A 26,694-nucleotide genomic window follows, 5' to 3' on the forward strand; every position below is an offset into this window, starting at 1 on the left:
GGGCAGGCCTAAGTCTTCGATCGAGGGAGATTTCAGTGCCGATCAACAGGATCATCATTTACGCCCAAGACGTCGAGGCGACCGTCCGCTTCTACGAGAAGCACTTCGGCTTTCAAGCATGCGACGAGGCGGGCGACCGGATCATCGAGCTGATCTGCGGGGAAGGCGGGGCCAACCTGATGATCCACCCGGCGGCCAAGGGACAGCGGCGCGGCCAGTCGCTGGTCAAGCTGGTATTCGACGTGAGAGACGTCGAAGCCTTCTGCGAGCGCTGCGCTGCCGAAGGGCTGGTGTTTGGGGCCATCCATCAGGCCGATGGCTATGTCTTCGCCAACGCGAAGGACCCGTGCGACGATCCGATCTCGGTCTCAAGCCGCGCTTTTCGCAACGGGTGACTGTCGAATAGCGCGGCGTTTTTCTTGGCTCCGTCGCGCCGCGGCCGGATCTGAAGCGCGCGCCGCTCTTTCTGCTCTTTGCTAGCGCTTGGTCGCCATCCACAGGACATGGCGGGCACCACCACGCTTGCCGTTGGCGCGCACATTCACCTCGTCGGTGGCAAAGCCGACTTCGCGCAAGCGGCGCGTAAAGGCGCTGTCCGGCGCCGATGACCAGACGGCAAGCACGCCGTTTGGGCGCAGGGCAGCCTTGGCCGCGCGAAGGCCGGTGTGGTTGTAGAGGCTGTCGTTGGAGGCGCGCGTCAAGCCATCCGGACCATTGTCGACATCGAGCAGGATGGCATCGTAAGCGGCGGTCTTCGATCGGATCAGCGCGCCGACATCGCCGACATGGATGTCGACGCGTGGATCGTCGAGCGTGCCTTGGTGGAGATCCGCCATCGGTCCGCGCGCCCACTCGACGACAGCTGGCACGAGCTCTGCGACCACCACCCTGGCATCATCAGGCAGCGCGCCCAATGCGGCCCGCAAGGTAAACCCCATGCCGAGGCCGCCGATCAGCATGCGGGCATTCTTCCGGCAGGCAATCCGCTCACAGCTCAGCGTCGCCAGCGCCTCTTCCGATCCGCTCAGCCGGCTGTTCATCAATTCCGTCGAGCCGAGCATGATGGAAAATTCGCTGCCGCGGCTCTTCAGGCGCAACTCGTCGCCATCACCGGGAATGGTTGCGCGGTCTAGCAGGATCCAGGGAAGCATCGGGGTCGTCTCTCATTGCATCGTTCAAGCGCCTCGTAACATGAGCGTGGCGCTGAAGACATCACATTGTCGATGATCCAGGGAGAATTGCCCCCTCACGATGCCCTTTTCGGCGACGGGAATTTCGACACCGCGATGCTTCATCCCCGTGACCAGCGCGGGATCTCGGCTAGATACGTCCGATAGCGCGAAGCGTCGCGCCTGGTTATTCCGCGGCGATCATGCCTGATAGCACCGCCTTGGCGATGGCCTGGAAGCGGTTGTGGGCGTTGAACTTGCGGATGATGCCGGCCTCGAGCGTCAGCGCTGCGGCCAGATCCATCTCCATCAGCCGGGCGATGCGTGCAGCCGGGTAACCTTCGGCCATGAATGTGAGGCATTCGCTCTCGATCGGCGAGAGATGCACGTTTTCGGCGTCATCGGACGAGGCCTCGCCCTGTTCAGCTTCGTTTTCCAGCAGTTCGGCGATGCGCTGCATCTGGCGCCGCAGGTTGGATTGTTGCGCCGCCAGTTCCCGGCGTCGTGACAACAGCGCTTCCTTGAACAGCCGGTCGGCCTCTGTCTGGTCGTCGGCGCCGGCAAGACCAGCGAGCAGTTCCTGGATGGCCGCGATCGGCATGTCGATTTCACGGCAGGCGTTGATGACGGCCATGCGGCGGATGTGGTCCGGTCCATAGACCCGCATCGGCCCCATGCGGGCGGCGGTCAGCAGGCCCTTCTCCTCATAGAAATGCAGGGTGCGGTGGGTGACGCCGAAGGCATCGGCCATATCGGCGATTGCAAGCGGGCTTGAGGGATCGTGATGGGGAAGCGGCAGTCTGGGCAGGTAGCCGGTGCGCTCCGGCGCCGCCAGCGCGCCCTCGTACTTCCAGTGGTCTCGCGGCATATCGATGATCCCCGTTTGACAGTGCCGCGCGCCTGTTCAAGGGGGCGAAGGCAGCCGTCACGCTTCGATTTGCTGCATAATTGATCCCGATATCGCTGCCGATTTACGGAATTATGCCGCAGGCATCAGGAACTCGTCGCGATCGCACGGTATGACCGGAGCGGAAGCGATCCGCGCTCCAATGCAACCGTCGATGGTCGACGATAGCGACTGCTGCTCGGCTGGGGCACACCGCGAAGGGCGCGGCTACTGCTGACAATTGTGCTTGCCTGACGAGCAACCAGGCACCAATTCCCAACGCATGGCCACACCGTATACGCGAATCACATATATGAATAGTCCTGAATATTGCAGGGGAAGTGCTGGTTTGGGCCATGCTGGCGGGCCGCTTAGGACGCAGGCAGCATGGTTTTCCGTCAGTGGCCGATGACCCGGAGTGGGCTGTTTGCGCTGAGGATGAACAGCGGCTCGTCGCCGCGCAGCGGTGCCAGTTTTTGCTGGCAGGACCAGGCGCTTTCGAAGCTGCCGCGGGTCAGCAGCTTGCGATACTGGGCGGTTGCCGTCATGCAATCCATCAGCGGGCTCTGGATCTGTTCTTCGCTCGCATGGGTGTAGATCTCGCCATCGAGGGAAAACAGTTCGGATGCCAGCGACATGCTTTCAAACAGCAGATCGGGCTCACTCTTCAATCGTTCGCTTGTGATGAAATCCTGCCGCAGCGGCACGCCTTCGCCATCATGCTTGAGCGTAACGCGCACACCGGCCGCAGGCGCGTCGTACCAGGTCAGCTCGAGCGAAAACGACAGCGCCGCATTGCGCGATACCGGCCGTCCGGCGTCGCCGTCGGTGGCGCGCGCCAGTGTCCGGTGGCGCTGAGCGGCGGCGCGAAGGGCGACGGCGAAGGCTTTGACGTCGGCGTTCTGGTCTCCCGATATGGCGACGTTGACGGAGGGCAGCACGCGCTCGATCGAATGGCGGCCGTTGAAGAGCTTCGCCTGCGCATCGATGTCCATCGTCATTTCCGGTGAAGGCAGCGGCGCAAACAACAAAAGCGGCAGCACCGACAGCACAGCCAGCGGCGAAGACAACGGTGCCGGCGGCCAGGCCGTCTTCTGGCCGGGGAGGCGCTTGCGCGTCAGCTTCGGCTGGCGCGTCTGTGGCTCGGCGGGGCAGGCCGCATCGATCTGCCGGCGGCTGTATTCCGGTACATAGGTGCCCTTGGGAATGACCAGATGCCATTCGTCCTCGGCGCCATCGGTCTCGTAATAGGCCTTGAGCAATTTGCGCAGCTTGCCGGCATGCACCCGCACCAGCGGATCGCTGTCGGCATTGAACGCCTGAGGGCGGTCGAAGACGTCGATGGCGATCGAATAGCCCTTCAATTGCGGGCCTTCGCCGATCATCTCCTTTTCGACCACATAGGCGAGAAAAGCGCGCAGGCGTTCGGAACGCGCGAAAGACTTGCTCTCGAGGATACGGCGAAGGTTTTGCCGTATCGTCTCGTCGCAGGGTCTTTCGACCGCCATCATCAATTGTTGCTCCAGGTTCATTCGTCGCGAAACTTTATGAAAGAGATCGAAGGGCAGATCTGCCGCAATTCGATATGATTCGGAAATTTAGGCTCAAAAAAAGCTGTTGTCAGGATGCTTGACCCCAAATTTGAGATTTATCTGAAATAAACTCAAAATTGCGACCGTCCCCTGTGGCAGAACGTAGCGGTGCGTCTTTTGCGACCTTGCATCGCCGACATCCGCATCGGTTTTTGCCTTGGTTGATGGGTCTTGCTGGACGCACTGCATGTTAGGCCCCACTAATGTCAAGGTTTCGTCAAGGCATGGCCGGCAAACAAGCGACGCCGGAGCCGACTTTCGCTGGCGAACGTACTCTTTGGAATTGCTGCATAATCTTGGTCCAAACTGTTTTCTGTTTTTACAATTATGCAGTAGAACATTGCATTGACATTGCCCGCCTCTGGAAAGTTCCGACATGCCCGCAAAACTGTCCGTGAATCTGAATGCCGTTGCCATGCTGCGCAACCGGCGCGATCTTCCCTGGCCGTCCGTCACTGCGCTCGGCCGCATTGCTCTTGAAGCCGGCGCAAGCGGGCTGACGGTGCATCCGCGCCCCGACCAGCGCCATGTGCGCTTCTCCGATCTGCAGCCGATCCGCGATCTCATCGACGACGAATTCTCAGCGACCGAGTTCAACATGGAAGGCTACCCGAACGAGGAGTTTCTACGCCTCGTCGAAACGCACGAGCCGGAACAGGTGACGCTGGTACCTGACGATCCGGCGCAGGCGACCTCAGACCATGGCTGGGACTTCCGCAAGAACCACAACCTGCTCGGCAGCGTCGTTGGTCGGCTGAAGAAAAAGGGCTTTCGCGTTTCGCTGTTTGCCGATGGCGACGAGGACACCGAGGCGCTACGCATTGCCAAGGAGACGGGTGCCGACCGCATCGAGCTTTATACCGGCCCCTATGGCGGTTGCTATGACGACCCCGAGAAGGCGGAAAAGATTGCCGCCGAACTCGGCCGCACGGCGGAAATCGCCGCCAGCCTCGGGCTCGAGGTCAATGCCGGGCACGACCTGACAGTCGCCAATCTGCCGCTGCTCGCCAGGCACATCCCCAACCTCGCCGAAGTGTCGATCGGCCATGGCCTGACGGCAGATGCGCTGGAGTATGGCATGGCCGAAACCGTGCGCCGCTTCCGCCGCGCCTGCGGCCAGACGGTTTGAAGCCACCATTTGCAGGCGACGCAGTCCCTGACGGGCGCGCCATTCAGAGCGGCAGGCGGGCGCGGAGCCCATGGGGACGTCGCGAGTTTCGCGACGTATTCCGCAAGCGCTGGCATGGCGGAATGTTCACTCTTGCAGCGCCGCGCGGCGCTGTAACATTTTAAAATTTCTGCATAATTTTCTCCGTCGATCGATTCCGATTTAAGGCGCGCCATGCAGTTGCTGTGTCGCGAAAACCGGACCGACGAGGCGAAATTCATGAGATTGCCGATATGAAAGACATTTTCGTCGTCACCCACACTCAATCCATCCACCACGAAGAGGACAAGGTGGGAGGCTGGTACGACACCGACCTGACAACTCGCGGCCACGAGGACGCGGCGGCAACTGCCGAGCAGCTGCTGGACCTCATCGGCGGGAACGAGGTGGAGATCCATAGCTCGGATCTTCGCCGCGCATCGCAGACGGCGGCTGCCATTGCAAAGCGCTTCCAGCGGCCGGTGACGGAGACCGCCGATCTCAGGGAAATCAGCTACGGTGTGGCGGGCGGCAAACCCCAGGCGTGGCTCGACGCACGGTATAGCCCGGCGCCGGACGACAACCGGCTCGATTACCATTGCGGCATCGATGGCGCGGAAACCCGGCGCGACGTGGCAGCCCGTGTCTACCCTTGCGTGAACGCGATCGTCGAGCGGCCTTGCGAGACACAGATCATCGTGACCCATGGCTTTACACTCACGCTGGTCCTTGCCGCGTGGATGAAGATACCGATCGATGCCTCGGGCTTCCTGAGTTTCCCGGCAAAATCCGGGAGCATCACGCATCTGCGCCAGGACGATTTCTTCCGAAATCGGGCAGTCATCAGCCTGGCGGATGCCTCCCACCTGAACTCCTGAGCGCCGTGAAACCGAGACGCTGAACTTTCAGGAGCAAAGTTTCTCGAACGAGTCTTGCGACTGGCGCGCGCAAACCTGCGGCTTGACTGCTATAGGTCGAGCCTATCTTTTCCTTTGTGTGCGGCTAATGACATCTCCCACCAGTTTCCGCGAGCGTATCGCTCTCTATGCCCTTCTGACCTCGCTAACCTCCATCAGCATCGATGCGCTGTTGCCGGGCTTGCGTCAGATCGGGGCCGATGTCGGCGTTGCGCCGCCGCTCTCTACCCAGCACATCATATCGCTTTTCATCCTCGGCATGGCGTTCGGAGAGTTGCTGCTGGGCCCGCTCTCCGACGCGATGGGACGAAAGAAAGCGCTTGTTCTGGGCCTTGGCGTCTATGCGCTCGGTACGGTCATCGCCATGGTGGCAGGCTCACTCGAAATGGTGATTCTCGGCCGATTTCTTCAGGGGGTCGGCGTCTCCGGACCGAAGATCGCCACGCGGGCGATGATCCGCGACCAGTTCGAGGGCGATGCCATGGCCCGCGTCATGTCATTCATGTTCACGCTCTTCATTCTCGTGCCGATGCTGGCTCCGACGTTGGCGCAGGGTATCATCGCGGTCGGCGGCTGGCGCAGCGTCTTCGTGGTCTATCTCGCTGTGGCAGGCCTTCTCGGGTTGTGGCTGGTCATGCGGCAACCGGAAACATTGCCGGCCGGGAAACGCATTCCCTTTCGTCCGAGGCTTCTGCTGTCGAACGGGCGGCGTATCCTGTCAAATCGGCGCGTGACGCTGCTGATCGTGGCGACCGGGCTCGTCTTCGGTGCGCAGCTCCTTTACCTCAGCACGGCGGCCGATCTCTTCTTCGATGCCTATGGGATCGGACAAACCTTCCCATTGTATTTTGCGATGCTGGCCACAGGGATCGGGCTTGCTTCGTTCCTCAACGCAAAACTTGTGCAGCGCTTTGGGGCGGAGACAATGGCACGCTATGGTTTTGTCGGGCTGGCGACGGCGGGACTGATGATGCTGGCGGCATCCATTTTTTGGGGCGGACGGCCGCCACTGACCGTGCTGATGGTGCTCGGCTTTGCGGCGTTCTTTGCAGTCGGGGTGCTGTTCGGCAACCTGAACGCCATGGCTATGCGCTCGCTTGGCCAGGTTGCGGGCCTCGGCGCATCGTTGATCGCCTCCGGATCGAGCCTGATCGCGACCCTGTTTGCCATCGGTCTGGGCGCCTTTTACAACGGCACGACGCTGAACCTGTCGGCGGGTTTCTTCCTCGCGGGCATCAGCGCTCTCGTTCTGGCCGAGATCGCGGTGCGGGGAGATGTCGGGCCGGTGGAGGCCGTCCGATAACGATAGAGGGCTGCGAAGATTGGGCAGGCCGTGGGGAAAGCTTGGAAGCAATGGGGTGTTGGCGGACCGAAAGCCGGCATTTGCCGGCCCGGCTGATGACAAACGACCGAGATCCCCTGTTTGATGCGAGAGACATCCCGTCCTTCTCATCCTCGCCCTTGTGGCGGGGATCCAGTGACCCGACGTCTGTCGGGTCAAAAGACCTTTCAGCCCAAAGACTTGGGCTGGCTAGATTCCTGTGACAGGCACAGGAATGAGGGCGCTTACCATTCAGCCGGCAAGTCTTGCCCTGCTGGCTTCGAGGAAGGCGGTGAGCGGCAGGGGGGTGGCGCCGGTCAGGGTCGTCACGTCGCTCGTCACCATGTCGATATGGCCCTCGCGGGTGTTGGCGTCGAAGGAGACGACGATCGGGATGAGGAAGTCGGGCAGGCCCGCGCCCTTCAGCCCGCCGGCCAGCGCGTCGTCGGAAATGTGGACGACGTCGAGCGGCTTGCCGGCAGCCTTGGAGACGAGAGCGGCGATCTCGTCGGTCGAGCGCAGCTCCGGGCCGGTCAGCGTGAACGTGCGGCTTTCATCGCCGGCTGAAAGCAGGGCTGCTGCGGCGGCCTTTGCGGCATCGGCGCGGGCGAGGTGGGCGAGGCGGCCCTTGCCCGAGGACGAGTACCACTGTCCGGTTTCCAGCGCATGCGGCAGCGCCATGAACAGGTTTTCCATATACCAGCCGTTGCGCAGGATCGTGTAGGGGATGCCGGTTGCCTTGATGGCGTTTTCGGTGCCGAGATGATCGGGCGCAAACGGGATGACCGAGGTCTCCGGGTTCGGCATCGAGGTGTAGAGGATGTGCTTGGCGCCGGCCTTCTTCGCGGCCGCGACGGCTGCCAGATGCTGATGCAGGCGCTTGCCCGGCTGGTCGAGCGCATCGGTGGAGATGATCAGGATGCGGTCGGCGCCGGCAAAGGCCCGGTCGAGCGAGGCCGGATCGTCGAAGTCGGCGACACGTGCCTGCACGCCCTTGCCGACATAGTCGGAAAGCTTTGCCGTATCGCGGCTGGTGGCGATGATGTTGGCCGGCTGGACCTTGCCGGATGCAAGCAGCGCATCGAGCACGAGCTTGCCGAGCTGGCCGGTGGCGCCGGTCACGAGCAATGTATCGGACATGAACTTTTCCTTTTTCTCTGTGATGCCAGCCGACGCTTCGGGAGGGAAAGCACGTCTGCCGGTTGTTGGTCTCTTTTTGAGAGTTGCTCTAATCTAGTAATCTGGTAAGAGCTGTAAAGGAGGCAGTTTTTTCTGCCGTGGTTACAAAAAGGGTACCGGCCCATGAACAAGCTCAGTGGTGATGTGAAGGGCAAGCGCGTGGCGATGGTCTGCGGCGTGCCGATGGATGTCGAGAATTGCCCGGTGCGCGACGTCATGGACAACATCGGCGGCAAGTGGAACTCGCTGATGATCCTGTCGCTGGCCGACGGGGCGTTGCGCTTCTCGGAACTTCGGCGGCTGATCCCCGATATCTCCCAGCGCATGCTGACGCAGACGCTGCGCGACCTGCAGCGCGACGGCTATATCAGTCGCACGGTCTTTCCGACGCAGCCGCCGAGCGTGGAATATGCGCTGACCGATCTCGGGCGCTCGTTGCACGAATTGCTGAAGCATTTTGTCGATTGGTCGGCTGCCAACCATGTGGCAATCCGCGCCTCGCGCCAGGCCTATGACGGCGCGCCTTGAGCGGCTATTGCTGACTGCATGAAGAGACTCGATATCGGTATTGCCGGCGCCGGGCCGGCCGGGCTTGCCTCGGCGCTTTTGCTTGCGCGGCAGGGCCACCGCGTTGAAATCCTGGAACGTTTCGCGGACGTCGCGCCGGTCGGCTCCGGGCTGATGCTGCAGCCGACGGGGCTGACGGCGCTCGCCGCGCTCGGGTTGCTTCAGCCGATCATGGCGCTCGGCAGCCGCATCGACCGGCTGCACGGCGCCGATGCCAGGAGCGGCCGCACGGTGCTCGACGTGCGCTATGACGCGCTTGCGGGCGGTCGCTTCGGGCTGGCCGTTCAGCGCGCAGCGCTGTTCGGCGTGTTGCATGATGCAGTTACAGCGGCCGGCATTGCCATTCGCACCGGCATGACGCTGACCGCGGCCAAGACCTCGGGCGAAAAGGCGGTGCTGACGGATGCCGCCGGCCAGGAGGCGGGGCGCTATGATCTCGTCATCGACGCGACCGGTGCCCGCTCGACCATTGCGGCGGGTGCCGCGACGGCGCCCGGCGTGCGCGAGCTTGCCTATGGCGCCTTCTGGGCGACGCTCGACAGTGACGGCCTGACCCATGATCCAAACGCACTGACACAGCGCTACGACCGCGCCAAGGTGATGATCGGCATCCTGCCGGCGGGCCGGGCGCGACCGAAGGCGCGAGACCATGTTGCCTTCTTCTGGAGCGTCAAGGTCGGCGATGCCGACGCCGTGAAGGCGGCGGGTCTGGACAGATGGAAGGCGGCAATTCGCGACTACTGGCCGGATTGCGCGCCGCTGCTCGACCAGATCGACGATTGGGACCAACTGACGCTGGCGCGCTATGCCCACCGCACCTTGCGCCCGCCGACGTCGGGCCGCGTCGCTTTTGTCGGCGACAGCGCGCATTCGACCAGCCCGCAACTGGGGCAGGGCGCCAACATGGCGCTGATCGATGCGGCGACGCTTGCCCACACTTTGTCGCTTACCGACGATATCGACGCGGCGCTGGCCGCGTATGGCCGGGCGAGGCGCAACCATATGGCGCTGTTCCAGCTGCTGTCGCTGGCGTTCACGCCCTTCTACCAATCGGACTCCGCAGCGCTTGCCTGGCTGCGCGACCGGCTGGTGGCAACGATCGCGCGCATTCCGCCTTCGCCGGCGCTGCTCGCCTCGATAGTTTCGGGCACGCTGATCGACCCCTTTGCAGCCGCGGGCCTCAAGGAGTGCGACTGGCAGGCGATATGCGCGCAGCCGGTCGCCGAAAGCGCTGTCGCCGTGCCCGCCTGAGCGTACCGCGAGACCGCGCATCCGCGTGCAAACCCTGTATAAGGCCCGCTCAGCATAATTCCTCAAGTTGGATTCGATTTAAGGAATTATGCAGCAAATATAAGGTGTTACGGCGTCCTTTGCGCGTCATGGACGCGCGGCGCTGTAGAGGGACGGAAATGCCGACCCTCAAATGGTTCTTTGCGTTGGCGAGGTGTTGTGATGACAGAATTTGTGGCTGCGGTTCTGGTGCATGTCGCCGATGTGGATGCAGGGCTTTCCTGGTATCAGCGCGCCTTCCCAAGCGCAGAACGTCGCCGTCTGGACGCCTTCGATTTCGAGTATCTGAAGATCGGTTCGACCCATCTGGAAATCGTGCCGGCGGACGAGAAGGTGGCGAGCGGCGCGGCCGGTTCGGTCGTCTATTGGCAGGTCGAGGATTTCGACCGGGCGCTTGCCGATTTCAACGGTCTGGGCGCGCCGCTCTATCGCGGCCCGCTTGCGATCGAAGACGGGTTGTGGATGTGCCAGGTTCGCGACCCCTGGGGCAACTGCATCGGCCTTCGCGGGCCACGCAGCGGGCAGGAAACGGCTTGAACATCCGACGCACCTGAACGGCGGCAAACGTCAAGCACGCGGCGCGGCAATTGCGCCTACTGCATGTTTCCTTAAATCCTATTCGATTTAAGGATCAAAACATGCAGCCATTCAAAGTGCTACAGCGACCTTTGCGCGTCTAATAAGACGCGCGGCGCTGTAAGGGACCGAGCATGCCGCATGGATCAACGGAAAATGGCCCACAGCGCAGGCTGGAGGCCATTTTCGTTTGCGGTCGGTGCGGATCGGGGAACGCCCGATCCTGGCTTATGCGGCGCGGCGCAAATCCTCGACGCCGAGGGCGAATTCGACGGCGGCGTCGGCGTGGATCGCGGTGGAGTCGAAGCCCGGCAGCGGCAGGCTCTTCGGGTCGAGGATCAGGCAGATCTCGGTGCAGCCAAGGATGACGGCATCGGCCCCTTCGGCCTCCGCCGTGTCGATCAGGTCGATCAGCGCCTTGCGGGAAGGGCTCAGCACCTTGCCGGCGCAAAGCTCGTCGAAGATGATGTTGTGCGTCAGCGTGCGGCCAGCAGCGTCGGGCACCATCACTTCGATGCCGTGGCTCTTCATGCGCTCGGCGTAAAAGCCGTGCTCCATCGTGTAGCGGGTGGCAAGCAGCAGCGGCTTGCGAACGCCGGCGGCCTTGAGGCGGGCTCCGGTCTCGTCGATGATGTTGATCAGCGGAATGTCGACGGCCGCCTGCACGGCGTCGGCGATCAGGTGCATGGTGTTGGTGCAGATCAGCACGCAGTCGGCACCGGCCGTCTTCAGCCCATGGGCAACATCGGCAAGCCGCCTGGCGGCGTCGTCCCAGCGGCCGGCCTTCTGCAGGTCGACGATCGACTGGAAGTCGACGGAGTGCAGCAGCACCTCGGCCGAATGCAGCGCGCCCAGCCGCTCGCGAACGGCCTCGTTGACCATGCGGTAATAGACCACCGAGCTTTCGAAGCTCATGCCGCCGATAAGACCGATCTTGCGCATTTCCATCGTTTCTTTCCCTGATCCTGTCGCCATCCGCACCGAAGTGCGGCCAGCTGTTTTCGATGGGGAAACTATGCCGGACCTTCGTCCGCAATGGTTCGCTTTGATGGCGCGAGAATGGTCGTTTAGCGCGAATGAATTGCGCAATGACTGTTGATTGTGCAAATATGCAGCGTATCGTTTCGATGAAATGGGAGTGGTGAGCGTGCTGGACGAGAGAGACAGGAAGCTTTTGACGCTGTTGCAGCAGGATGGGAGCATGGCCGTCGGCGAACTTGCCGACCGGGTGAACCTTTCGCTGTCCGCCTGTTCGCGCCGCATCCAGCGGCTGGAAGAGGCAGGTTACATCGCCAAGCGTATCGTCGTTCTCAACCGCGAGCGCATGGGCGTGCCGACCACCGTGTTCGCGATGATCAAGACTGCGCATCACTCCGACGAGTGGATCGAGACATTTCGCCGGGCGATCAGCGACATCCCCGAGATCGTCGAGGCGCATCGCCTGACCGGCAACTACGACTATATCGTCAAGGTCGTGTTGCCGCGGGTCGAACACTACGACGTGGTCTACAAACAGATCGTGCGCAAGGTGGAGCTCTTCGACGTTTCCGCGTCTATCTCGATGGAGATCCTGAAGAGCGGCACCGCGGTGCCGGTCGATTATGCGGAGTGATTGAGACGATGAGCGAGAACGGCATCAAACTGGCCGAGGCGCTTGTGGTCGTCGACGTGCAGCGCGCCTTCATATCGGGTGCGGATGCGGTGCCGGATCTTCTGTCGCTGCAGCGGGCCGTCGGCCGGCTGCTTGAGCGCGCGCGCGAAAAGGCAGTCCCCATCATCTTCGTGCAGAACGACGGGGAAAAGGGTGCGCCGGACGAGCCGGGCACGGACGGCTGGCAGTTGTTCTTCGATGCGAGCCCCGGTGAAACGGTCGTGCGCAAGTCCGTCGACGATGGTTTTCACGACACCGATCTGGAGGCGCGGCTGAGGAGCCATCGGGTCGAAACCATCGCCATCTGCGGCATGCTGTCGGAAATGTGTTTGGCGGCAACGGCGCGCCGGGCGATGGACCTCGGCTTCCAGGTGATCCTCGCCCACGACGCGCACGCCACCTATGACGTGCCACCGGGGCCGGGCGGCTCGGAAAAGGTCCCGGCGCACATGGCGGCGCGGGCCGCCGAATGGTCGCTCGGCGACGAGATCGTGCTGGTCGGAACCATCGACGAAATCGGCTTCGAGCCGGCGATGGCGCAGGCGGGGTGATGCCACTCCGGGCTATCTCATGCCTTGTTGGCAAACCACACTGTCGGCGTGCCTTGCACACCGCCGTTGCGCATTGCCGTTTTCAATTCGTCCAGGTTGCCGAACGCCTGAGCCGCTTCAAGCGTGGCAAACTCATGGGTTACGGTAACATCGTTGGGATTGTCAGGGGCTTGATAAACCGCCTCCGCCAAAACGCCGTTTGCCTTCTGCACCGGCGAAAACGCATCGTATACCCTGCGCCAGGCCGCGTAGTCGAAGACTTCGTGTCTTACGAACAATGTCGTCATATCATCCTCCTGCGTCAGGTTGGGTTGGGACGAGTGTCCTGCCCGGAGGGGCCTTTGTGATGCCGAGACATCGGCGCAAGCGCCTTAAGACCGTCTTGGCATGATGTCGGATGCGGCACCCCGGTTACTGGGATTGGACGAGTAACACCAGAGTTTCGGGCAGCACGCCATCATGCGTCATCGCATCCGCTGCCGCTTTTGTCTGCATGAAGGCCTCCAATTTTGCCATGTCGGCAACATCCATGACCAAGCCGACGCGGTTGGATGCCTGAGGGTCTACAAATGTGCGGATGTTTGTGACGCCGATCGGTTCGAAGATCTGCTTGCGGAGCGGCGAGGCGAGCCAGTGTTTGGTGTCTTTGACATCGTGATAAGCCATAACGGTAGGCATGATGTCCTCCCTTGTGGGTCAAATATTCAACTACACTGCTGCGTTTGGTAACGTTCATTTCAATGATGCTACGAATGTGGCTGTTTTCGACCCGCCCATCCGAAAGATATCTCTGCAATCACTTTGGATTAATTCGGAAAAATCGCATTCATTGGGTCGTTCTGTCGCGGCTGAGCTTTCGGTTGTTTCACTTGGCGACCCTCGCGCTCTGGTGTCGAATGCTTCACGAGCGGTCGCGACAGAATGAAATGGTAAACCGGGGTGAGGGCTCGGCTGTGGGCGCCGGCATCCGGTAGCCCATCGCAAGCTTGATATGGAGGGCTTGGACGGCCCCGTCCGGGGCTTGCGATGTTTCTGTCAACTGCCTAGCGAATCTACTGGATGTCGGTTTGCTGGAGGTGGATATGAAAGTGGATGGCCTTTGCCGCCCGCCAATAATCACGCCGCAGCTTGTTTGGCAGGTGCCAGCATTTCCGCGGCCCTGGCATAGCCGCCGTCCATTCCGTCGAGAAAATGTAGGTGTGAATCAGGTCTGCCGGATGGGATCAGGCAGGTCATCAGCGCATGAGACTGGCGGTGTAGACCGAAACTGACTTCGCCGCGTTGTCTGGCGGCGACAAGGATGGCTTCGACCCGGTCGATCTGCTCATGCGTGCAATCGAGCGTCAGGCGCAAGCCGTCATCGCACTTGCGGAAATCCGAATTGGCCGCGACCGTCGACCAGCGCGCCGGGTCGACATCCATCCGCTCATCCTTTGGTACCGCGACCGCCTCCGGCACCGGATGAGCCTGGCGCTGCCCGGCCTCGAGAACGGCAAGGACGCTTCTCGCCAGGGCGGCAAAGTCCTGAGCGCCGGTCTGTTCGGTCGGCTCTACCAGCAAGGAGAGAATTTCACCGCGCTGGCTGGGAAACGGCTTCCATTCGCACCGGAGACCGGTCAGGTTCGGTTGCGTCGTATCCCTGTCCGGCCTTATCAGGTAGCGCCCGCGCTTGATCTGCTGTTCCGCCCATTTCAATCCGCCACCGGCAAACATGGTATAGGTGGCGTCTTGCGATGCCGCGTAGCGGGCGATCCTGACATCGCTTCCGTTGGCGCGGACTTCGCGCACGGACAACAACCCGGTTCGAAGCGTCAGGCCAAGGCTGTCGCTCGCAAAGGCCGCGACCTGACGCAAGGTCGATGCCGCGGTTGCGGCCGCCTCCGGCGGCAGGGCGAATGCCGCGCCGTCGCCACGAAACACGAAGGGAAAATCGAACGTCCCCCGGGCGTTGCCGAAGGCGACGATCGCGGAGGCGCCGGCAAAGTTGACGTCCTCATAGCGCCCGGACCTGATCGCCGAGGTCGAGTCGACGACATCGGTAATGGCGATGTGCCAATCGTCGGGCAATGGCTCATAGATGGCCGGGTCGACCACATCAGAGAACTCACTATAGGCTTGCGGCGGCTGGGTGTGGCTGTTGCTCATCCGTGTTCTCCAAGTGGGCATAAGGGGAGGTCAGGTCTGCCGGGTGAGCGGCCAGACCTGACCGGATGGCCTTCAGACCAGATTGGTCTCGACATCGATGTTGCCGCGTGTCGCCTTGGAATAGGGGCAGATCTCGTGGGCTGCATGGATCAGTTCATGGGCGACGTCGCGGTCGAGGCCCGGCAGGCTGACATTGAGACGTGCGCGCAGGAAGTAGGAGCCGTCATTAACGTTCAGATCGATCTCGGTGTTGACCTCGGGTCCGGCCGTAAGCTTGATCTTTCTCTGGGAGGCGGCGACCTCGATCGCACCGATGTAGCACGCGGACCAGGCAGCACCGAAGAGGTTTTCAGCGGCCGGATGCGGCTGCGCCAGCTTGAGGTCAAGCATGCCATCGTCGCTGCGCGTGCCGCCGTTGCGGCCGCCGGTGTTGTGGGTCTTGCCGGTGAAGAGGAGCTTCTCGGTCATGGTGAAATCCTTTCTGGTTAAGTTTTATCGCATCCACTATAATCGGATGCGATGTAAATATGCCAACCCAAACCGGATGTCAATACCATTGCGATTTAATCGGATGCGATTTATATAAGGGTCGACAACGAGGACAATGGAACAGGATATACCCATGCCCAAATCCCCAACAGCAAAAGGTGCCGACGTTTCCGCGTCGCAGGCCGAATACGGCGGCAGGAAGCTTTCGAATTTTCTGTGCTTTGCGATCTACTCGGCAAACCTCGCCTTCGGTCGCGCCTACAAGCCACTGCTGGACAAGCTCGGTCTGACCTATACTCAATACGTGACCATGGTGGCGCTTTCCGAGGAAGACGAACAGACCGTGGGCACGCTCGGCGAGAAGCTCTTCCTGGAGTCGAACACGCTGACGCCGATCCTCAAGAAGCTCGAGTCCGAGGGCTATCTGCAGCGCCGGCGCGATCCGGCCGATGAAAGGCAGGTCCGCGTGACGCTGACAGCGGCTGGACGCAAACTGGTCGAAATGGAGCCCGGCGCAGCATTGACGGATGTGATCGGTCTCGGAGACGATTTTCCGGTGGTGCAGCAAACCGTGGTGAAGTTGCGCGACAACCTGTTGCGTGCGACGCATCCTGAGAAAACATGACGTTCGGTAGCCAGGAGCCGGGCAGATTCGCCGCTTGTCGGCTCGCAGGAGATAGTCAGAGCGTTAGGCGGAATCACGGAAGCGCTCTATCTCTTTGTTTTTCCGCATTTCCTGACGAAAAACCGCTTCGCACGTTTGCTGGAAATCAGAAGCTCCACGCGACGTGGAGCTTGCCCTCCCAGACATCGAGATCTTTCTGGCCGAAGCTCAAATAGCCGCCCGTCGCTTCGATCTGGAGGTTGTCGTTCACCAGCATTCGGAAGCCCGAGCGAAGCGAAAACGCCCAGGGCGAGGGCGTCACTTCCGACAGGTCGCCGGTCAGGATCTTGCCGTCGTTGGGCCGCTCGAATTGGTATTCGGCACCGAGTTCGGCGAAGGCGAGAAACGGCTGCCCGTCCGGCAGACGGAAATAACGGCTGATCTCGGTCGAGAGATCGAGGACGCCATAATTGAAGCTGTCGCCGGGAAGGGAAACGCTGACCGGTATGTTGAGGATGCTGCCCGAGAGGTCGTAGGCGTCGCTGTCGATATGGGACCAATTGACGGAGACCTTGGGGCGGATGAAATAGGCATCGACCTTATATTGGCCGTGGAGCGAGATTTCGCCGGCAAGACGCTCCGAATCCTGTCGGCCACTCAGCACGCTCAGGTCGATATCGTTGTTGTAGCGCCCGTATGTCAGCGATCCGTCGATCGCCCAGTGTTTCGACAGACGGTAGGCCGCATAGGGGCCGAAGCTGAAGCCGTCGGTGTCGATGCCCAATGTGCCGTCGAACGCATCGGTCGAACTGTTCTCAAGGGAAACGGTCATGCCGACGACGAGGTCGTTGGTGATGCGGCGATCGAGACCCATCGTCAACGAGCGGGCGAGCGTGTCGCTGTCGCGGTCATAACGTTCGTCGGATATGTCTGCGAACTGGATATCCGACCAGAAGTTCCAGAGCGAGGGCGCTGGCAGATCGCGGCCCGGCGTCAACGGCACCTGTGATCGGTCGGCGCTTTGGGCGGCGGCTTCTTCGGCAGCGAGGTCCCGGCAGATCGGCAGGTCGCGCTGTTGCTTGTTGGAATTTATCGACCGCGGGTCGATACAGGTGTCCGGCGTGGGGGCTGCGACCACGCGGCCGCCTCTGATGGCGGTCGGGGTGCGCGGCGTGAACCCCGGAAACACCGGCTGCGGGCCGACGTCCGGGCGGCCATCGGGCAAGTTGAAACCCGGGAACACCGGCTGGGGGCCGACATCCGGGCGGCCGTCGGGCAAGTGGAAACCCGGAAACACCGGCTGTGGGCCGACGTCCGGTCGGCCATCGGGCAAGTTGAAACCCGGAAACACCGGCTGCGGGCCGACGTCCGGTCGGCCATCGGGCAAGTTGAAACCCGGAAACACCGGCTGTGGGCCAACATCCGGGCGGCCGTCGGGCCAGTCGATGTTCGGAAAGATGATATTACGCACCTGGTTCTGGGTGTCGAGCAGGCACGGTTTTCCGCTCGATGTGTCATAGAGCTTGTGCGTGCCACCGTTGCCGTTTGAAACGACCGGCGAAAGCGAGAGATGGAGGCCGCGCTTGCTCTTGCTCCAGGTGTCGACTGTCTGATTGCCCTGAGCCGCCTCGAGGCCGAAAGACCCGGCGCTGGTTCCGGAAAGCCAGACAGAGCGGGTGGCCCCTTTCGTGTTGCCGAGATAGGCCAGGCCGCCGCGGGAACTGCAGTTCGCGGCTAATGCGTCGCCGGCTGCCCCAAAACTGCAGAGGCCGGCAATCAGCGCCGCACCCAGATATGCCATCGACGCCGCTTGTCGGACATGGAAATCAGCTCTGCGCATGCTTCCCCCAAACGCTCTGCGACATTCCTGCCGCAGCGAAGTATCGTCAATCGCTCCAAGCCGCTTCCTGGCGCTATTCCCCTTGCCCCCGAGGCGGCAGGCGACTGCCCCGCCGCACCGACTCCATTTGTATATTTCCTCAAAGCTTGCCGCACTCCCACCGTGCAATTCTAGTGGTTCGATGGCGGTTTTTCCCGCATGCCTGGCAATCGGGCCGAACTCGACAAAGCCGTTGCCGATGCTCGACCAACGTCGTCGGGGACAATGCGGAGCCGCCCGTGCGGGCGGTTCAAAGGTGAAAGAGACACGGTTGCACCCGTCGTTGCGCGAGGGCGCCCGCCACGGGCCAAGGCCGTCATGCCGTCTTCTCGGCCGTGCCGACGTCGGCATCGGATTAACTGTTACGTACTTCCCACGCGAGCGGCATTGGCTAGCCTGAGCCGATCTGTTCAGCGTCCTTGCCGGCAGCGCGGGTCGGCTCGCTCATGCCAGAGGCCACGGCCATGCCTGGCTCAATAGTGTTTACGCCTCAACGAAGGGATTTGGCCATGAGCCTTATCGACCTATTTGCGTGGATCGTGCTTGTCGTCCTGGTCTTAAGCACCGTCGCGGTGATCGTCTTCCTGGCCATGCTGCCCGGGATGATCGCCAAAAAGCGGAACCATCCGTGGGCCGAAGCGGTGACGGTGGGCGGTTGGGTGACGCTGCTGTTGGGTTTCGCCCTTTGGCCGATCGTCCTGATCTGGGCCTATGTTGACGTTCCCCGTGTCTCCAAGGTGGAGCTTGGACAATGATCGTTGTTCTTCTCAACGTCTATCTGGTCATCCTGTTCTGCCTGGTGAAGTTTCGGATTGTCCCGTTCAATCTGTTCTGGAAGGTCTCACCGATACTGGTCCTGCTCATCCTGCTGGTCGGCCTGTTCATCCCGATGAACTGGGGCGCACCGCAAGGACCCGCACTCGTCGTGCGCAATTCCGTCGCCATAGTGCCCAGCGTCGCGGGCGAAGTGGTCGAGGTGCCGGTCAAGGCGAATTCGCCGCTAAGGGTTGGTGACGTGCTGTTCCGTATCGATCCCGCTCCCTATCAGTCGCAGGTCAATGCTCTGCAGGCCCAGCTCAAGTTGAGCCAGTTGCGGCTGGCGGAGAAAACGAGATTGCAGACGACTCCCGCCGGACGCGCGTTCGATGTCGAACAATATCAGGCCGAGGTCGATCAATTGGAGGCGCAGTTGGTGGGAGCCAACTGGAACCTCGAAAAAACCATCGTCCGTGCTCCTGCCGATGGCTACGTGACGAACCTAGCGCTGCGCACGGGCGCGCGTGTCGCCAATCTGCCGCTATCACCGGTCATGGCCTTCATCGATACCTCGGAGACGATCATCGGCGTCGAGGTGCCGCAGATCGATGCGCGCTATGTCGAGCCCGGTCAGCCTGTTGAGGTGACGTTCAAGTACGAGCCCGGAAAAGTCTACGGCGGCAAGGTTGAGAGCATTCTCCAGGCGGTGGCGACCGGACAGACGCAGACGTCGGGCACTGCCGTTTCATCGAAGACCATCGAGACGCTGCCGTTCGTTGTCAGGGTAAAACTTGATGACGCCGAGTTTGCCAATCGTCTGCCCGCAGGAAGCACGGGGGATGCGGCGATCTTTACCGAACATGTCAGCGCGGCCCATGTGATCCGGAAAGTCCTGCTTCGGCAGATCGCGATCACGAACTACATCAACCCCTTCTGACTGAGGGCTAGATCGGGGCGAAACGATCAGTGCTTGTGTAAACGGCTGCGGGCGTAGGGCGGCCAGCTGCAAGCAATCATGTCCCATGCCCGGGGTCCATTTTCGGAAATCGCGTGCTGAACCCATGCTTGGCCGACGTTGCCCAATAGGTGAGGCTGCCACTGCTCTCGAATGCGTTCTGCAAATGACCAGCAGCAGCTGAAGGGCGGCATTGCGCCAGCCACACGGCGCCGAAGGCCGCCTCGCAGGGAGAGGGGGAAACGATCCTGCCAGCACCGACTTCCGGCACCCGTCTACGGTAGCCCAACACATTATTGCAACGCCGGTGCCAGCGCCATGACCGATTTTGCAAGGGTGGCATACGAAGCCGGCGGTTGTGTTGGCGCGGCGCCGCTCCACATTTGAGAAAAGTCAAATCGGGATCATGGCCATGCAGGACAGGCATCATGTCGTCGTCGTCGGTGGAGGGTTTGGCGGGCTGCAGCTCGTCAACGGGCTTGCCGGCGCGCCGGTGCGTATCACGCTGATCGACCGGCGAAACCACCATCTATTCCAGCCGCTGCTCTACCAGGTCGCGACCACGCTGATCGCTACGTCGGAGATCGCCTGGCCGATCCGCAATCTCTATCGCGACCGGCCGGAGGTAACGACGCTTCTGGGCGAGGTTACCGGCGTCGATGCTGCCGCCAAGACGGTGACGCTCAAGGGCGGGCAGGCGATCGGCTACGACACGCTGGCGATCGCCACCGGCGCGACGCATGCCTATTTCGGCCATGACGAATGGGAGCCGGTGGCGCCGGGTCTGAAGACGCTGGAGGACGCGACCACCATCCGTCGCCGCGTGCTCATCGCTTTCGAAAAGGCGGAACTCGAGGAAGACCCGGCCGTGCGCGAGGCGCTGTTGACCTTCACCGTGATCGGCGCCGGGCCGACGGGCGTCGAGCTTGCCGGCATCATCGCCGAAATGGCCCACCGCACGCTGCCGAGCGAGTTTCGCCGCATCGATACCCGAAAGGCCCGGGTGATCCTGGTGGAGGCGGGGCCGCGCATTCTGGCTGCCTTCAGCGAGGACCTGTCCGATTATGCCCGGCGTGAACTGGAAAGGTTGGGCGTGGAGGTCCGGACCGGAACGCCGGTGACGGACTGCACCGCCGAAGGGGTGACGATCGGCGAGACTTTCGTTGCCAGCCGGACGCTCGTCTGGGCCGCCGGCGTCCAGGCGTCGCCCGCCGCCCGTTGGCTCGGCATTGCCGAGGATCGGGCCGGCCGCGCGATCGTCGGCGCCGATCTTGAGGCGCCAGGTCATGACGATATCTTCGTCATCGGCGATACGGCCTCCGTCACCTATGACGGAGGCAAGCCGGTGCCGGGGATCGCGCCGGCCGCAAAGCAGCAGGGTGCCTATGTCGCGAAGGTCATCCGCGCACGCCTTGGTGGCGGCAAGCCGCCCGGCGATTTTCGCTACCGCCATCAGGGCAGCCTGGCGACGATCGGTCGGCGGGCGGCGATCATCGATTTCGGCCGCTTCAAGCTCAAGGGTGCGCTTGCCTGGTGGATCTGGGGCATCGCCCATATCTATTTCCTGATCGGCACGCGCAGCCGCTTCGCCGTCGCCTGGAGCTGGTTCTGGACCTATTTGAGTGGCCAGCACAGCGCCCGGTTGATTACCCAGAAAGAGACTTTGCGCGACGGGCAATAGCGGTGCGGCATGACAGCCGGCGGGCCTGAGCATCGCGGGTGGTGAGTGTGCCTCTACAGGTGAGTGTGCCTCTACAAGGGCTCGCTGGCTCCTGACGCAATGATGGAGGGGCGGTGGCCGGCAAGGCCCGCCGGACGCGACCGGCTGATATCAACCGTGATCGGGGATACGGTAAAAAAGACTTTGCTTACAAGCGCAAATTGTGTGCTAACTCTCTGAAATCGAGACTATAACCTGACATGCGTTGGGGGAGACGGAGATGGCAGACTTGATACATCCAAAAGCGATCGAACATCTGCCGATGTTCGTCACGCCGCCCGGGCAGTCTGACCTTCTGTTCAATTTCGTCGTGGTGTTCCTGCTGCTCGCAATCTTCGGGATCGGCACGCTCTACCTGCGCCTGCATGCCCTGCCCGAGCAGATGGCCCACGGGGGGAGCAAGGCGAAGTTCGAGGTCGTGGCAGTGCTGGCGCTGATCGCGCTGTTTACGCACAATCATCTCTTCTGGATCGCGGGGTTGATCTTGGCTCTGGTGGATCTGCCCGACATCTGGTCGCCGCTCAGATCGATCGCGCGTTCGCTGGAGAAAATGTCGGGCCGCGAACCGGAGCCGGAGCTGGACGCCCATGGGCACGTCCGTGTCGATCACCCTGTTGTTCCCGAGCCGGCGGCGTCGGCTGTCGAAACCAGGGTCGAGCCGACCTCGAATGATGGGAGGGCATGAGCCATGTTCGAGTTCCTGCTTTGCTCGATGCTGACCATCCTTCCCGACTATCTCTTTCGCCGGTATGTCCAGGGCAAGAGGTTCGGCCACGAAATCACGCTCTATTCCGTCTGGTTCGAACTTCGGTACGGCATCACCGCCTGTCTGATGCTGACGCTGACATTGATCACCCTGGTGTTCTATTTCCATCCGTCGACCAAGAACGTCACCTCGGTGTTCCGCACCGTTACCATTCTGCCGGAGACGGGCGGGCGTGTGGCCGAGGTCTATGTCCAGCGCCATCAAATGGTGGAGGCTGGTGCGCCGCTGTTCAAGCTCGACAGTACCGAACAGGAAGCGGCGATCGAGCTTGCACGTCGGCAGATTGCCGAGGTCGAGGCCGAAACCACGGTGGCGCAGACTGAGCTTGCCGCCGCCGACGGGCTGATCCAGCAGGCGCAAGGCGCCTTTCTTCAGGCACAGGACCAGCTCGAGACCCAGACGGAGCTGATGCGCCGCAACCCCAATGTCGTGGCTCCGCGTGAGATCGAGCGGCTGCAGGTGGCGGCTGACGGCCGCAGGGGAGCGGTCGACGCGGCCACTGCCAACAAGCGCACGCTGGAAACGAAGATCGCGTCGCTGCTGCCATCGCAGAAGGCAAGCGCCGAGGCAGCCCTCAAACAGGCTCAGGTGGAGCTCGACAAGACCACCGTGCGCGCCGGCTTTTCCGGCACGCTGCAGCAATTCACGCTCAGGGTCGGCGAAGTCGTCAACCCGATGCTGCGCCCGGCGGGCATTATGGTACCGTCTGAGGCCGGTCGCGTGGCGCTGATCGCCGGGTTCGGCCAGATCGAGGCGCAGGTGTTGAAAGTCGGCATGATTGCCGAGGCCACCTGCGTCGGCAAACCCTTCACCATCATCCCGATGGTGGTGACGGAGGTGCAGGCCGTGATCGCCGGCGGACAGCTGAGGGCGAGCGATCAACTGATCGACCTCTCGCAACTGGCGGCGCCCGGCACGATCACCGTTTACCTTGAGCCGCTCTATCCCGGCGGCCTCGAAGGGCTTCCACCGGGCAGCAGTTGCATCGCCAACGCTTACACCAACAGCCATGACGAGTTGGAAGCACCCGGCACCAGCACGCTGCGCGGGATCTATCTGCACGTTGTCGACACGGTCGGCCTGGTGCATGCGATGATCCTGCGTATGCAGGCGCTGATGCTGCCGGTGCAGACACTGGTGCTCGGCGGGCACTGACGGTCCGCCGCATCTGTTGACGGCAAAACGGCGCGGCGCGTGTTCGCGCCACCTTTTCCGTCGGTCGGTACGCGGGAGGGGCTAGAGCGTTTCCGGTTTAAACGGAGTCACGGACACGCTCTATCTCTTTGTTTTTGCGCATTCCCTGACGGAAAACCGCTTCGCACTTTTCCTGGAAATGCTCTAGGTGGATATGCGGCGCGCCCTGGCAACGATCCGGCGGGCATGACCAAACGCACCGGAGCGCAATTCTTGTGCCGCTTCGCAACGCCATTTCCATTCTTGCAAAATAGCGAACAGTCGGTTTGTCGCCAGTCCTGTGTCGGCGCCGGCAGGGACAAGCGGCCGCATCATGCGTCCGTGTTTTTGGCCGCCTTTGCCCGGCTGCCCGAAGACGCCTTCTTCTTCGCCTTGGCCTGGTTGTAGTCGATGGCGACGCGGACGAGGTTCTGCAGCGCGCGCTCGTCGATCTCGTCACCTTCAAAGACGTCGATCGCGCGCCAGACCTTGCCGCCAAAGCCGTTGTTGAACAGATTTTCAGGGTCCGGCAGGCTCGCGCCGTGAGAGAAGGTAAGCTTCACCTTATCCTTGTGGGCGTTGCCGACCGCGATGATGCCATCGCGAGACCACACCGGGCTTCCCATCCACTTCCATTCCTCTGCTATCTCCTTGTCTGCTCCAAGGATGCTTTTGCGCAGGCTGGCGAGTGTCTTGCCGCGCCAGTCGCTAATCCCGGCAATCAACTGGTCGATGTGTTCCGATGCATTCATTGGGCCTCTATCCTCCGACTTCCGGCTCCGTTTCTTCCGCCGGCAAAAACTGCGCTTACTTTGCTCGTGCCAGAAACGCCGTCCTGGCTCCTCGACTGCTTGGGCGGCGCAATTGCCACCGCACAATGCCTCAAATCGGAATCGATTCAAGGTATTATGCAGCGGGATTAATGTGTTGCGGCGTGAAGCGCAGCGCCGTCGTTTCCGCAACGGGAGGACACCGCGTGACGCCATTTTCCGGCTTGCGCGGCAATATGGTGCGGGCGGGCGCTAGGTCGAGGGGGCAGCATGAATTGCAACGATAGACCATCCCATACAACGAGCGGCCGTTGCGCCGCACAGGTGCTGTCACCCGCGTCTGCGTGCGCTTGCGAACGCGCTCACTGCCGCGATGTCGGTTAGTTGCCTGACGGCACCGGCATCGTCCACGGTTCCCAGACTTCGTCGGGCCCGCCGCCGTGACGCCGGTAGAAGCGTTTGGCCGGGGCGTTGCCGGCAAGCACGGTCCAGTTGATGCGCGGCGCGCCGATTTCGGCGGCGTAGCGCTTCAGCGCTTCGATGAGGGCAGCGCCCGCGCCTGAAGAGCGCGCGGTTTCCTCGACGAACAGTTCCTTCAAAACCACCGTTGGCTTCAGGTCATAGGTCCAGGGAATGACATACTGGACGGCGATGCCGACGACGCGACCGTCGAGCTCCGCCACGAAGACCCCGAAGCGCGGGCTGTCGCAAAGGCCGTGGTCGATCAGGTCCCGCTCAGTGACGGCAAACTTGTCGATATAGCCTTCGAAGACGGCAAGACCGCGCATCAGCGCCAGCACCGTGGCGACATCGCGATGCTCGAATGGGCGCGTGGAAATGGCAATCGTCATAGGGCTCCTCAAGGGGGCTGGCAGGGGTGATCCTGCCGGCTACCTTGGCGTGTTTGCGCCGATCCGCCAAGGTGGCCGTTTGGTGGAGTGCATGGATACGCGCACAATCGAATCCGGCCCGGGGAGCCAGCGATGGCCCGCCTGATCCGCGGGCCATCTGCATCGCAGGAGTAGCGCTCAGGCGGCAAGCAGCAGCCGGGGTTCGCCGGGGGCGGCGCCTGAAGCGAAGGCCAGGCCTTCGTCTTCCCAGCCGGTAATGCCGCCGATCATGATCTTCACCGGTCGTCCGAGCCGGGCGATCTTCAGCGCCGCCTGGTCGGCGCCGTTGCAATGCGGCCCAGCGCAATAGGGGACGAACAGGGTGTCGGCCGGCCATTCGGCCAAACGCTCTGCGCTGATCTCGCGGTGGGGCAGGTGGATCGCGCCCGGCACATGGCGGCGGGCATAGGCGGCCTCGGTTCCGACCACGTGCAGCAGCACGAAATCCTGTTCGCCCTTCTTCAGCGCGGCGGCAACGTCGGAGCAATCGGTCTCGACGCTCAGGCGGCGGGCGAAATGGGCAATGGCGATCTCGGGTGCTGCGGCCTGGGTTTCGGTGACGTAGCTCATCTTTCTCTCCTGTGGCTCTGGCCTTGGGCGGTTGACGAGGAGGGTTGTAGCAATGTCGGAAAGGGGCTGGCAGATGGCAGGTTTGCCATATATGCTCAAGATCATGCCAAAACCGTCTGTCACATCGCCATCACCAGCCAATCCACTCGTCGTCGCTCTCGCCTATGATGGTCTCTGCACCTTCGAGTTCGGCGTGGCGGTGGAGATGTTCGGCCTGCCCAGGCCTGAGATGGGCGAGGGGTGGTATTGCTTCGCCGTTGCGGCGATCGAACCGGGGGAACTGAGGGCCACCGGCGGCATCAGGCTGACGGCCGATGGCGGGCTCGATCTCCTGGCTGAGGCCGGAACCATCATCGTGCCCGGCTGGCGCGGTGCCGATACCCCGGTGCCTGAAGCCCTGTGCCAGGCCCTGCGGGCGGCACATGCGCGCGGCGCGCGGGTTCTCTCCATCTGCTCCGGCGTCTTCGTGCTGGCGGCGGCCGGTCTGCTCTCTGGCCTCAGGGCAACGACCCATTGGCGCTACACCGACAAGCTCAGGGCGCTCTACCCTGATGTCGAGGTGGTGCCCGACGTGCTCTATGTCGATAGCGGCGCGGTGCTGACGTCTGCCGGCAGTGCCGCCGGCATCGATCTCTGCCTGCATCTCATTCGCCGCGATTTCGGCAGCGAGGCGGCAAACAGGGTGGCGCGGCGCCTCGTCGTGCCGCCACACCGCGATGGCGGGCAGGCGCAATTTATCGAAAGGGCGGTGCCGGAAGTGCACGAGAGCGCGCGCCTCGGGCCCTTGATCGACCGGATGCGCGCGCGGCTCGGTGAGGATTTCTCGATCGCGGCGCTGGCGAAAGCAGCGGGCATGAGCGAACGCACCTTCCTGCGCCGCTTCGAGGCGGCCACCGGCACAACGCCGGCGCGCTGGCTGCTTGGCGAGCGGCTGGCGCGGGCCCGGCAGTTGCTGGAGGAAAGCACTGTTGGCATGGAACAGGTGGCCGAAGGCTCGGGCTTCGGCTCGACCCAGACGCTGCGGCATCACTTTCGCCAGCAGCTTTCGACGACGCCCGCCGCCTATCGCGCCATGTTCGGGCGGGTGGCAGCGCAAGCGGGTGCGCCGGCCGAGGTCGCGGCCGAGTAGCC

Annotated in this window: 29 protein-coding genes; 16 read left to right on the forward strand and 13 right to left on the reverse strand. The window is 62.4% G+C overall.

Annotated features, from left to right (window positions below; genetic code table 11):
- Nucleotides 1-35: 35 nt before the first annotated feature.
- On the forward strand, nt 36-395 hold the full coding sequence (locus C6558_RS08490; protein WP_025427638.1) for a VOC family protein: 360 nt from the start codon (nt 36-38) through the stop codon (nt 393-395).
- Between the two features lie 81 nt (nt 396-476).
- On the opposite strand, the gene C6558_RS08495 is transcribed toward C6558_RS08490, so the two are convergent.
- The 3 genes from C6558_RS08495 to C6558_RS08505 all read right to left on the reverse strand — a co-directional run bounded on the left by C6558_RS08495 (nt 477) and on the right by C6558_RS08505 (nt 3,566).
- Nucleotides 477-1,151 carry a spermidine synthase gene (locus tag C6558_RS08495; RefSeq protein WP_025427637.1) on the reverse strand — a complete coding sequence of 225 codons (675 nt, stop codon included), beginning with the start codon at nt 1,149-1,151 and terminating at the stop codon, nt 477-479.
- Between the two features lie 205 nt (nt 1,152-1,356).
- On the reverse strand, nt 1,357-2,037 hold the full coding sequence (locus C6558_RS08500; protein WP_025427636.1) for a MerR family transcriptional regulator: 681 nt from the start codon (nt 2,035-2,037) through the stop codon (nt 1,357-1,359).
- Nucleotides 2,038-2,453: 416 nt separating this feature from the next.
- Nucleotides 2,454-3,566 carry a hypothetical protein gene (locus C6558_RS08505; RefSeq protein ID WP_025427635.1) on the reverse strand — a complete coding sequence of 371 codons (1,113 nt, stop codon included), beginning with the start codon at nt 3,564-3,566 and terminating at the stop codon, nt 2,454-2,456.
- A gap of 457 nt (nt 3,567-4,023) precedes the next feature.
- Between C6558_RS08505 and C6558_RS08510 the strand changes: the two genes are divergently transcribed.
- The 3 genes from C6558_RS08510 to C6558_RS08520 all read left to right on the forward strand — a co-directional run bounded on the left by C6558_RS08510 (nt 4,024) and on the right by C6558_RS08520 (nt 7,014).
- Nucleotides 4,024-4,776: a pyridoxine 5'-phosphate synthase gene (locus C6558_RS08510; RefSeq protein WP_025427634.1), complete on the forward strand. Its 753-nt coding sequence runs from the start codon at nt 4,024-4,026 to the stop codon at nt 4,774-4,776.
- Nucleotides 4,777-5,048: 272 nt separating this feature from the next.
- Nucleotides 5,049-5,672, forward strand: coding sequence for a histidine phosphatase family protein (locus tag C6558_RS08515; protein WP_025427633.1), 624 nt, complete (start codon nt 5,049-5,051; stop codon nt 5,670-5,672).
- Between the two features lie 127 nt (nt 5,673-5,799).
- Nucleotides 5,800-7,014, forward strand: coding sequence for a multidrug effflux MFS transporter (locus tag C6558_RS08520; protein WP_025427632.1), 1,215 nt, complete (start codon nt 5,800-5,802; stop codon nt 7,012-7,014).
- Between the two features lie 270 nt (nt 7,015-7,284).
- Here the strand turns inward: C6558_RS08520 and C6558_RS08525 are convergent, their stop codons facing one another.
- Entirely contained in the window at nt 7,285-8,172 is an 888-nt protein-coding gene (locus C6558_RS08525) for an NmrA family NAD(P)-binding protein (RefSeq protein ID WP_025427631.1), read from the reverse strand.
- Nucleotides 8,173-8,334: 162 nt separating this feature from the next.
- Between C6558_RS08525 and C6558_RS08530 the strand changes: the two genes are divergently transcribed.
- The 3 genes from C6558_RS08530 (at nt 8,335) to C6558_RS08540 (ending at nt 10,605) form a co-directional block, all read left to right on the forward strand.
- Nucleotides 8,335-8,739, forward strand: a complete 405-nt coding sequence (locus tag C6558_RS08530) for a helix-turn-helix domain-containing protein (RefSeq protein WP_025427630.1) — start codon at nt 8,335-8,337, stop codon at nt 8,737-8,739.
- Between the two features lie 18 nt (nt 8,740-8,757).
- Nucleotides 8,758-10,029: an NAD(P)/FAD-dependent oxidoreductase gene (locus C6558_RS08535; RefSeq protein ID WP_025427629.1), complete on the forward strand. Its 1,272-nt coding sequence runs from the start codon at nt 8,758-8,760 to the stop codon at nt 10,027-10,029.
- A 201-nt stretch (nt 10,030-10,230) separates the two neighbouring features.
- Nucleotides 10,231-10,605: a VOC family protein gene (locus tag C6558_RS08540; RefSeq protein WP_025427628.1), complete on the forward strand. Its 375-nt coding sequence runs from the start codon at nt 10,231-10,233 to the stop codon at nt 10,603-10,605.
- A 267-nt stretch (nt 10,606-10,872) separates the two neighbouring features.
- Here the strand turns inward: C6558_RS08540 and C6558_RS08545 are convergent, their stop codons facing one another.
- Complete coding sequence (locus tag C6558_RS08545) at nt 10,873-11,592, reverse strand: aspartate/glutamate racemase family protein (RefSeq protein ID WP_025427627.1); 720 nt, start codon at nt 11,590-11,592, stop codon at nt 10,873-10,875.
- 199 nt (nt 11,593-11,791) lie between these two features.
- Here C6558_RS08545 and C6558_RS08550 point away from each other — a divergent pair, with 199 nt between their 5' ends.
- Nucleotides 11,792-12,256 (forward strand): Lrp/AsnC family transcriptional regulator, encoded by a 465-nt coding sequence (locus C6558_RS08550; RefSeq protein ID WP_025427626.1) that lies wholly within the window; start codon nt 11,792-11,794, stop codon nt 12,254-12,256.
- An 8-nt stretch (nt 12,257-12,264) separates the two neighbouring features.
- Nucleotides 12,265-12,846, forward strand: a complete 582-nt coding sequence (locus tag C6558_RS08555) for an isochorismatase family protein (RefSeq protein WP_038577231.1) — start codon at nt 12,265-12,267, stop codon at nt 12,844-12,846.
- A gap of 17 nt (nt 12,847-12,863) precedes the next feature.
- Here the strand turns inward: C6558_RS08555 and C6558_RS08560 are convergent, their stop codons facing one another.
- From C6558_RS08560 to C6558_RS08575, 4 genes are all read right to left on the reverse strand, one after another.
- Entirely contained in the window at nt 12,864-13,133 is a 270-nt protein-coding gene (locus C6558_RS08560) for an antibiotic biosynthesis monooxygenase (protein WP_025427624.1), read from the reverse strand.
- Nucleotides 13,134-13,257: 124 nt separating this feature from the next.
- Nucleotides 13,258-13,524, reverse strand: a complete 267-nt coding sequence (locus tag C6558_RS08565) for a hypothetical protein (RefSeq protein ID WP_025427623.1) — start codon at nt 13,522-13,524, stop codon at nt 13,258-13,260.
- A gap of 438 nt (nt 13,525-13,962) precedes the next feature.
- Complete coding sequence (locus C6558_RS08570; RefSeq protein ID WP_025427622.1) at nt 13,963-14,991, reverse strand: DUF3095 family protein; 1,029 nt, start codon at nt 14,989-14,991, stop codon at nt 13,963-13,965.
- Nucleotides 14,992-15,063: 72 nt separating this feature from the next.
- Nucleotides 15,064-15,459 carry an Ohr family peroxiredoxin gene (locus tag C6558_RS08575; RefSeq protein ID WP_025427621.1) on the reverse strand — a complete coding sequence of 132 codons (396 nt, stop codon included), beginning with the start codon at nt 15,457-15,459 and terminating at the stop codon, nt 15,064-15,066.
- A 154-nt stretch (nt 15,460-15,613) separates the two neighbouring features.
- Between C6558_RS08575 and C6558_RS08580 the strand changes: the two genes are divergently transcribed.
- A complete protein-coding gene (locus tag C6558_RS08580; protein ID WP_025427620.1) occupies nt 15,614-16,105 on the forward strand; it encodes a MarR family winged helix-turn-helix transcriptional regulator in 492 nt (163 codons plus the stop codon).
- Between the two features lie 145 nt (nt 16,106-16,250).
- Here the strand turns inward: C6558_RS08580 and C6558_RS08585 are convergent, their stop codons facing one another.
- Entirely contained in the window at nt 16,251-17,885 is a 1,635-nt protein-coding gene (locus C6558_RS08585) for an autotransporter outer membrane beta-barrel domain-containing protein (protein ID WP_107027144.1), read from the reverse strand.
- 587 nt (nt 17,886-18,472) lie between these two features.
- Between C6558_RS08585 and C6558_RS08590 the strand changes: the two genes are divergently transcribed.
- From C6558_RS08590 to C6558_RS08610, 5 genes are all read left to right on the forward strand, one after another.
- A complete protein-coding gene (locus C6558_RS08590) occupies nt 18,473-18,718 on the forward strand; it encodes a DUF3302 domain-containing protein (RefSeq protein ID WP_025427618.1) in 246 nt (81 codons plus the stop codon).
- Entirely contained in the window at nt 18,715-19,656 is a 942-nt protein-coding gene (locus tag C6558_RS08595) for an HlyD family secretion protein (RefSeq protein ID WP_025427617.1), read from the forward strand. Before C6558_RS08590 ends, C6558_RS08595 begins: the two co-directional genes overlap by 4 nt.
- A 430-nt stretch (nt 19,657-20,086) precedes the next feature.
- The gene (locus tag C6558_RS08600; protein WP_025427616.1) at nt 20,087-21,355 is read left to right on the forward strand and encodes an NAD(P)/FAD-dependent oxidoreductase; all 1,269 of its coding nucleotides are present in this window, start codon (nt 20,087-20,089) and stop codon (nt 21,353-21,355) included.
- Nucleotides 21,356-21,614: 259 nt separating this feature from the next.
- A complete protein-coding gene (locus C6558_RS08605; protein WP_025427615.1) occupies nt 21,615-22,079 on the forward strand; it encodes a hypothetical protein in 465 nt (154 codons plus the stop codon).
- Nucleotides 22,080-22,082: 3 nt separating this feature from the next.
- On the forward strand, nt 22,083-23,315 hold the full coding sequence (locus C6558_RS08610) for an HlyD family secretion protein (RefSeq protein ID WP_025427614.1): 1,233 nt from the start codon (nt 22,083-22,085) through the stop codon (nt 23,313-23,315).
- Nucleotides 23,316-23,665: 350 nt separating this feature from the next.
- Here C6558_RS08610 and C6558_RS08615 read toward each other — a convergent pair whose 3' ends face one another.
- The 3 genes from C6558_RS08615 to C6558_RS08625 all read right to left on the reverse strand — a co-directional run bounded on the left by C6558_RS08615 (nt 23,666) and on the right by C6558_RS08625 (nt 25,563).
- Nucleotides 23,666-24,085 carry a DUF1801 domain-containing protein gene (locus C6558_RS08615; RefSeq protein WP_084815052.1) on the reverse strand — a complete coding sequence of 140 codons (420 nt, stop codon included), beginning with the start codon at nt 24,083-24,085 and terminating at the stop codon, nt 23,666-23,668.
- A gap of 398 nt (nt 24,086-24,483) precedes the next feature.
- Nucleotides 24,484-24,954, reverse strand: a complete 471-nt coding sequence (locus C6558_RS08620; RefSeq protein WP_025427612.1) for a GNAT family N-acetyltransferase — start codon at nt 24,952-24,954, stop codon at nt 24,484-24,486.
- A gap of 177 nt (nt 24,955-25,131) precedes the next feature.
- Entirely contained in the window at nt 25,132-25,563 is a 432-nt protein-coding gene (locus tag C6558_RS08625) for a rhodanese-like domain-containing protein (RefSeq protein WP_025427611.1), read from the reverse strand.
- Between the two features lie 73 nt (nt 25,564-25,636).
- Here C6558_RS08625 and ftrA point away from each other — a divergent pair, with 73 nt between their 5' ends.
- Nucleotides 25,637-26,692, forward strand: coding sequence for a transcriptional regulator FtrA (ftrA, locus tag C6558_RS08630; protein WP_051509172.1), 1,056 nt, complete (start codon nt 25,637-25,639; stop codon nt 26,690-26,692).
- Nucleotides 26,693-26,694 lie beyond the last annotated feature (2 nt).

It is taken from the genome of Ensifer sp. NM-2, from assembly GCF_003024455.1.
Classification (GTDB): Bacteria; Pseudomonadota; Alphaproteobacteria; order Rhizobiales; family Rhizobiaceae; genus Ensifer; species Ensifer canadensis.

Excerpts from the sequence above, each read along its gene's own strand:
- C6558_RS08495 (WP_025427637.1), bottom strand. The coding sequence starts at position 1,151 with ATGCTTCCCTGGATCCTGCTAGACCGCGCAACCATTCCCGGTGATGGC.
- C6558_RS08500 (WP_025427636.1), bottom strand. The coding sequence starts at position 2,037 with ATGCCGCGAGACCACTGGAAGTACGAGGGCGCGCTGGCGGCGCCGGAG.
- C6558_RS08505 (WP_025427635.1), bottom strand. The coding sequence starts at position 3,566 with ATGATGGCGGTCGAAAGACCCTGCGACGAGACGATACGGCAAAACCTT.
- C6558_RS08510 (WP_025427634.1), top strand. The coding sequence starts at position 4,024 with ATGCCCGCAAAACTGTCCGTGAATCTGAATGCCGTTGCCATGCTGCGC.
- C6558_RS08515 (WP_025427633.1), top strand. The coding sequence starts at position 5,049 with ATGAAAGACATTTTCGTCGTCACCCACACTCAATCCATCCACCACGAA.
- C6558_RS08520 (WP_025427632.1), top strand. The coding sequence starts at position 5,800 with ATGACATCTCCCACCAGTTTCCGCGAGCGTATCGCTCTCTATGCCCTT.
- C6558_RS08525 (WP_025427631.1), bottom strand. The coding sequence starts at position 8,172 with ATGTCCGATACATTGCTCGTGACCGGCGCCACCGGCCAGCTCGGCAAG.
- C6558_RS08530 (WP_025427630.1), top strand. The coding sequence starts at position 8,335 with ATGAACAAGCTCAGTGGTGATGTGAAGGGCAAGCGCGTGGCGATGGTC.
- C6558_RS08535 (WP_025427629.1), top strand. The coding sequence starts at position 8,758 with ATGAAGAGACTCGATATCGGTATTGCCGGCGCCGGGCCGGCCGGGCTT.
- C6558_RS08540 (WP_025427628.1), top strand. The coding sequence starts at position 10,231 with ATGACAGAATTTGTGGCTGCGGTTCTGGTGCATGTCGCCGATGTGGAT.
- C6558_RS08545 (WP_025427627.1), bottom strand. The coding sequence starts at position 11,592 with ATGGAAATGCGCAAGATCGGTCTTATCGGCGGCATGAGCTTCGAAAGC.
- C6558_RS08555 (WP_038577231.1), top strand. The coding sequence starts at position 12,265 with ATGAGCGAGAACGGCATCAAACTGGCCGAGGCGCTTGTGGTCGTCGAC.
- C6558_RS08560 (WP_025427624.1), bottom strand. The coding sequence starts at position 13,133 with ATGACGACATTGTTCGTAAGACACGAAGTCTTCGACTACGCGGCCTGG.
- C6558_RS08565 (WP_025427623.1), bottom strand. The coding sequence starts at position 13,524 with ATGCCTACCGTTATGGCTTATCACGATGTCAAAGACACCAAACACTGG.
- C6558_RS08570 (WP_025427622.1), bottom strand. The coding sequence starts at position 14,991 with ATGAGCAACAGCCACACCCAGCCGCCGCAAGCCTATAGTGAGTTCTCT.
- C6558_RS08575 (WP_025427621.1), bottom strand. The coding sequence starts at position 15,459 with ATGACCGAGAAGCTCCTCTTCACCGGCAAGACCCACAACACCGGCGGC.
- C6558_RS08580 (WP_025427620.1), top strand. The coding sequence starts at position 15,614 with ATGCCCAAATCCCCAACAGCAAAAGGTGCCGACGTTTCCGCGTCGCAG.
- C6558_RS08585 (WP_107027144.1), bottom strand. The coding sequence starts at position 17,885 with ATGGCATATCTGGGTGCGGCGCTGATTGCCGGCCTCTGCAGTTTTGGG.
- C6558_RS08590 (WP_025427618.1), top strand. The coding sequence starts at position 18,473 with ATGAGCCTTATCGACCTATTTGCGTGGATCGTGCTTGTCGTCCTGGTC.
- C6558_RS08595 (WP_025427617.1), top strand. The coding sequence starts at position 18,715 with ATGATCGTTGTTCTTCTCAACGTCTATCTGGTCATCCTGTTCTGCCTG.
- C6558_RS08600 (WP_025427616.1), top strand. The coding sequence starts at position 20,087 with ATGCAGGACAGGCATCATGTCGTCGTCGTCGGTGGAGGGTTTGGCGGG.
- C6558_RS08605 (WP_025427615.1), top strand. The coding sequence starts at position 21,615 with ATGGCAGACTTGATACATCCAAAAGCGATCGAACATCTGCCGATGTTC.
- C6558_RS08610 (WP_025427614.1), top strand. The coding sequence starts at position 22,083 with ATGTTCGAGTTCCTGCTTTGCTCGATGCTGACCATCCTTCCCGACTAT.
- C6558_RS08615 (WP_084815052.1), bottom strand. The coding sequence starts at position 24,085 with ATGAATGCATCGGAACACATCGACCAGTTGATTGCCGGGATTAGCGAC.
- C6558_RS08620 (WP_025427612.1), bottom strand. The coding sequence starts at position 24,954 with ATGACGATTGCCATTTCCACGCGCCCATTCGAGCATCGCGATGTCGCC.
- C6558_RS08625 (WP_025427611.1), bottom strand. The coding sequence starts at position 25,563 with ATGAGCTACGTCACCGAAACCCAGGCCGCAGCACCCGAGATCGCCATT.
- ftrA (WP_051509172.1), top strand. The coding sequence starts at position 25,637 with ATGGCAGGTTTGCCATATATGCTCAAGATCATGCCAAAACCGTCTGTC.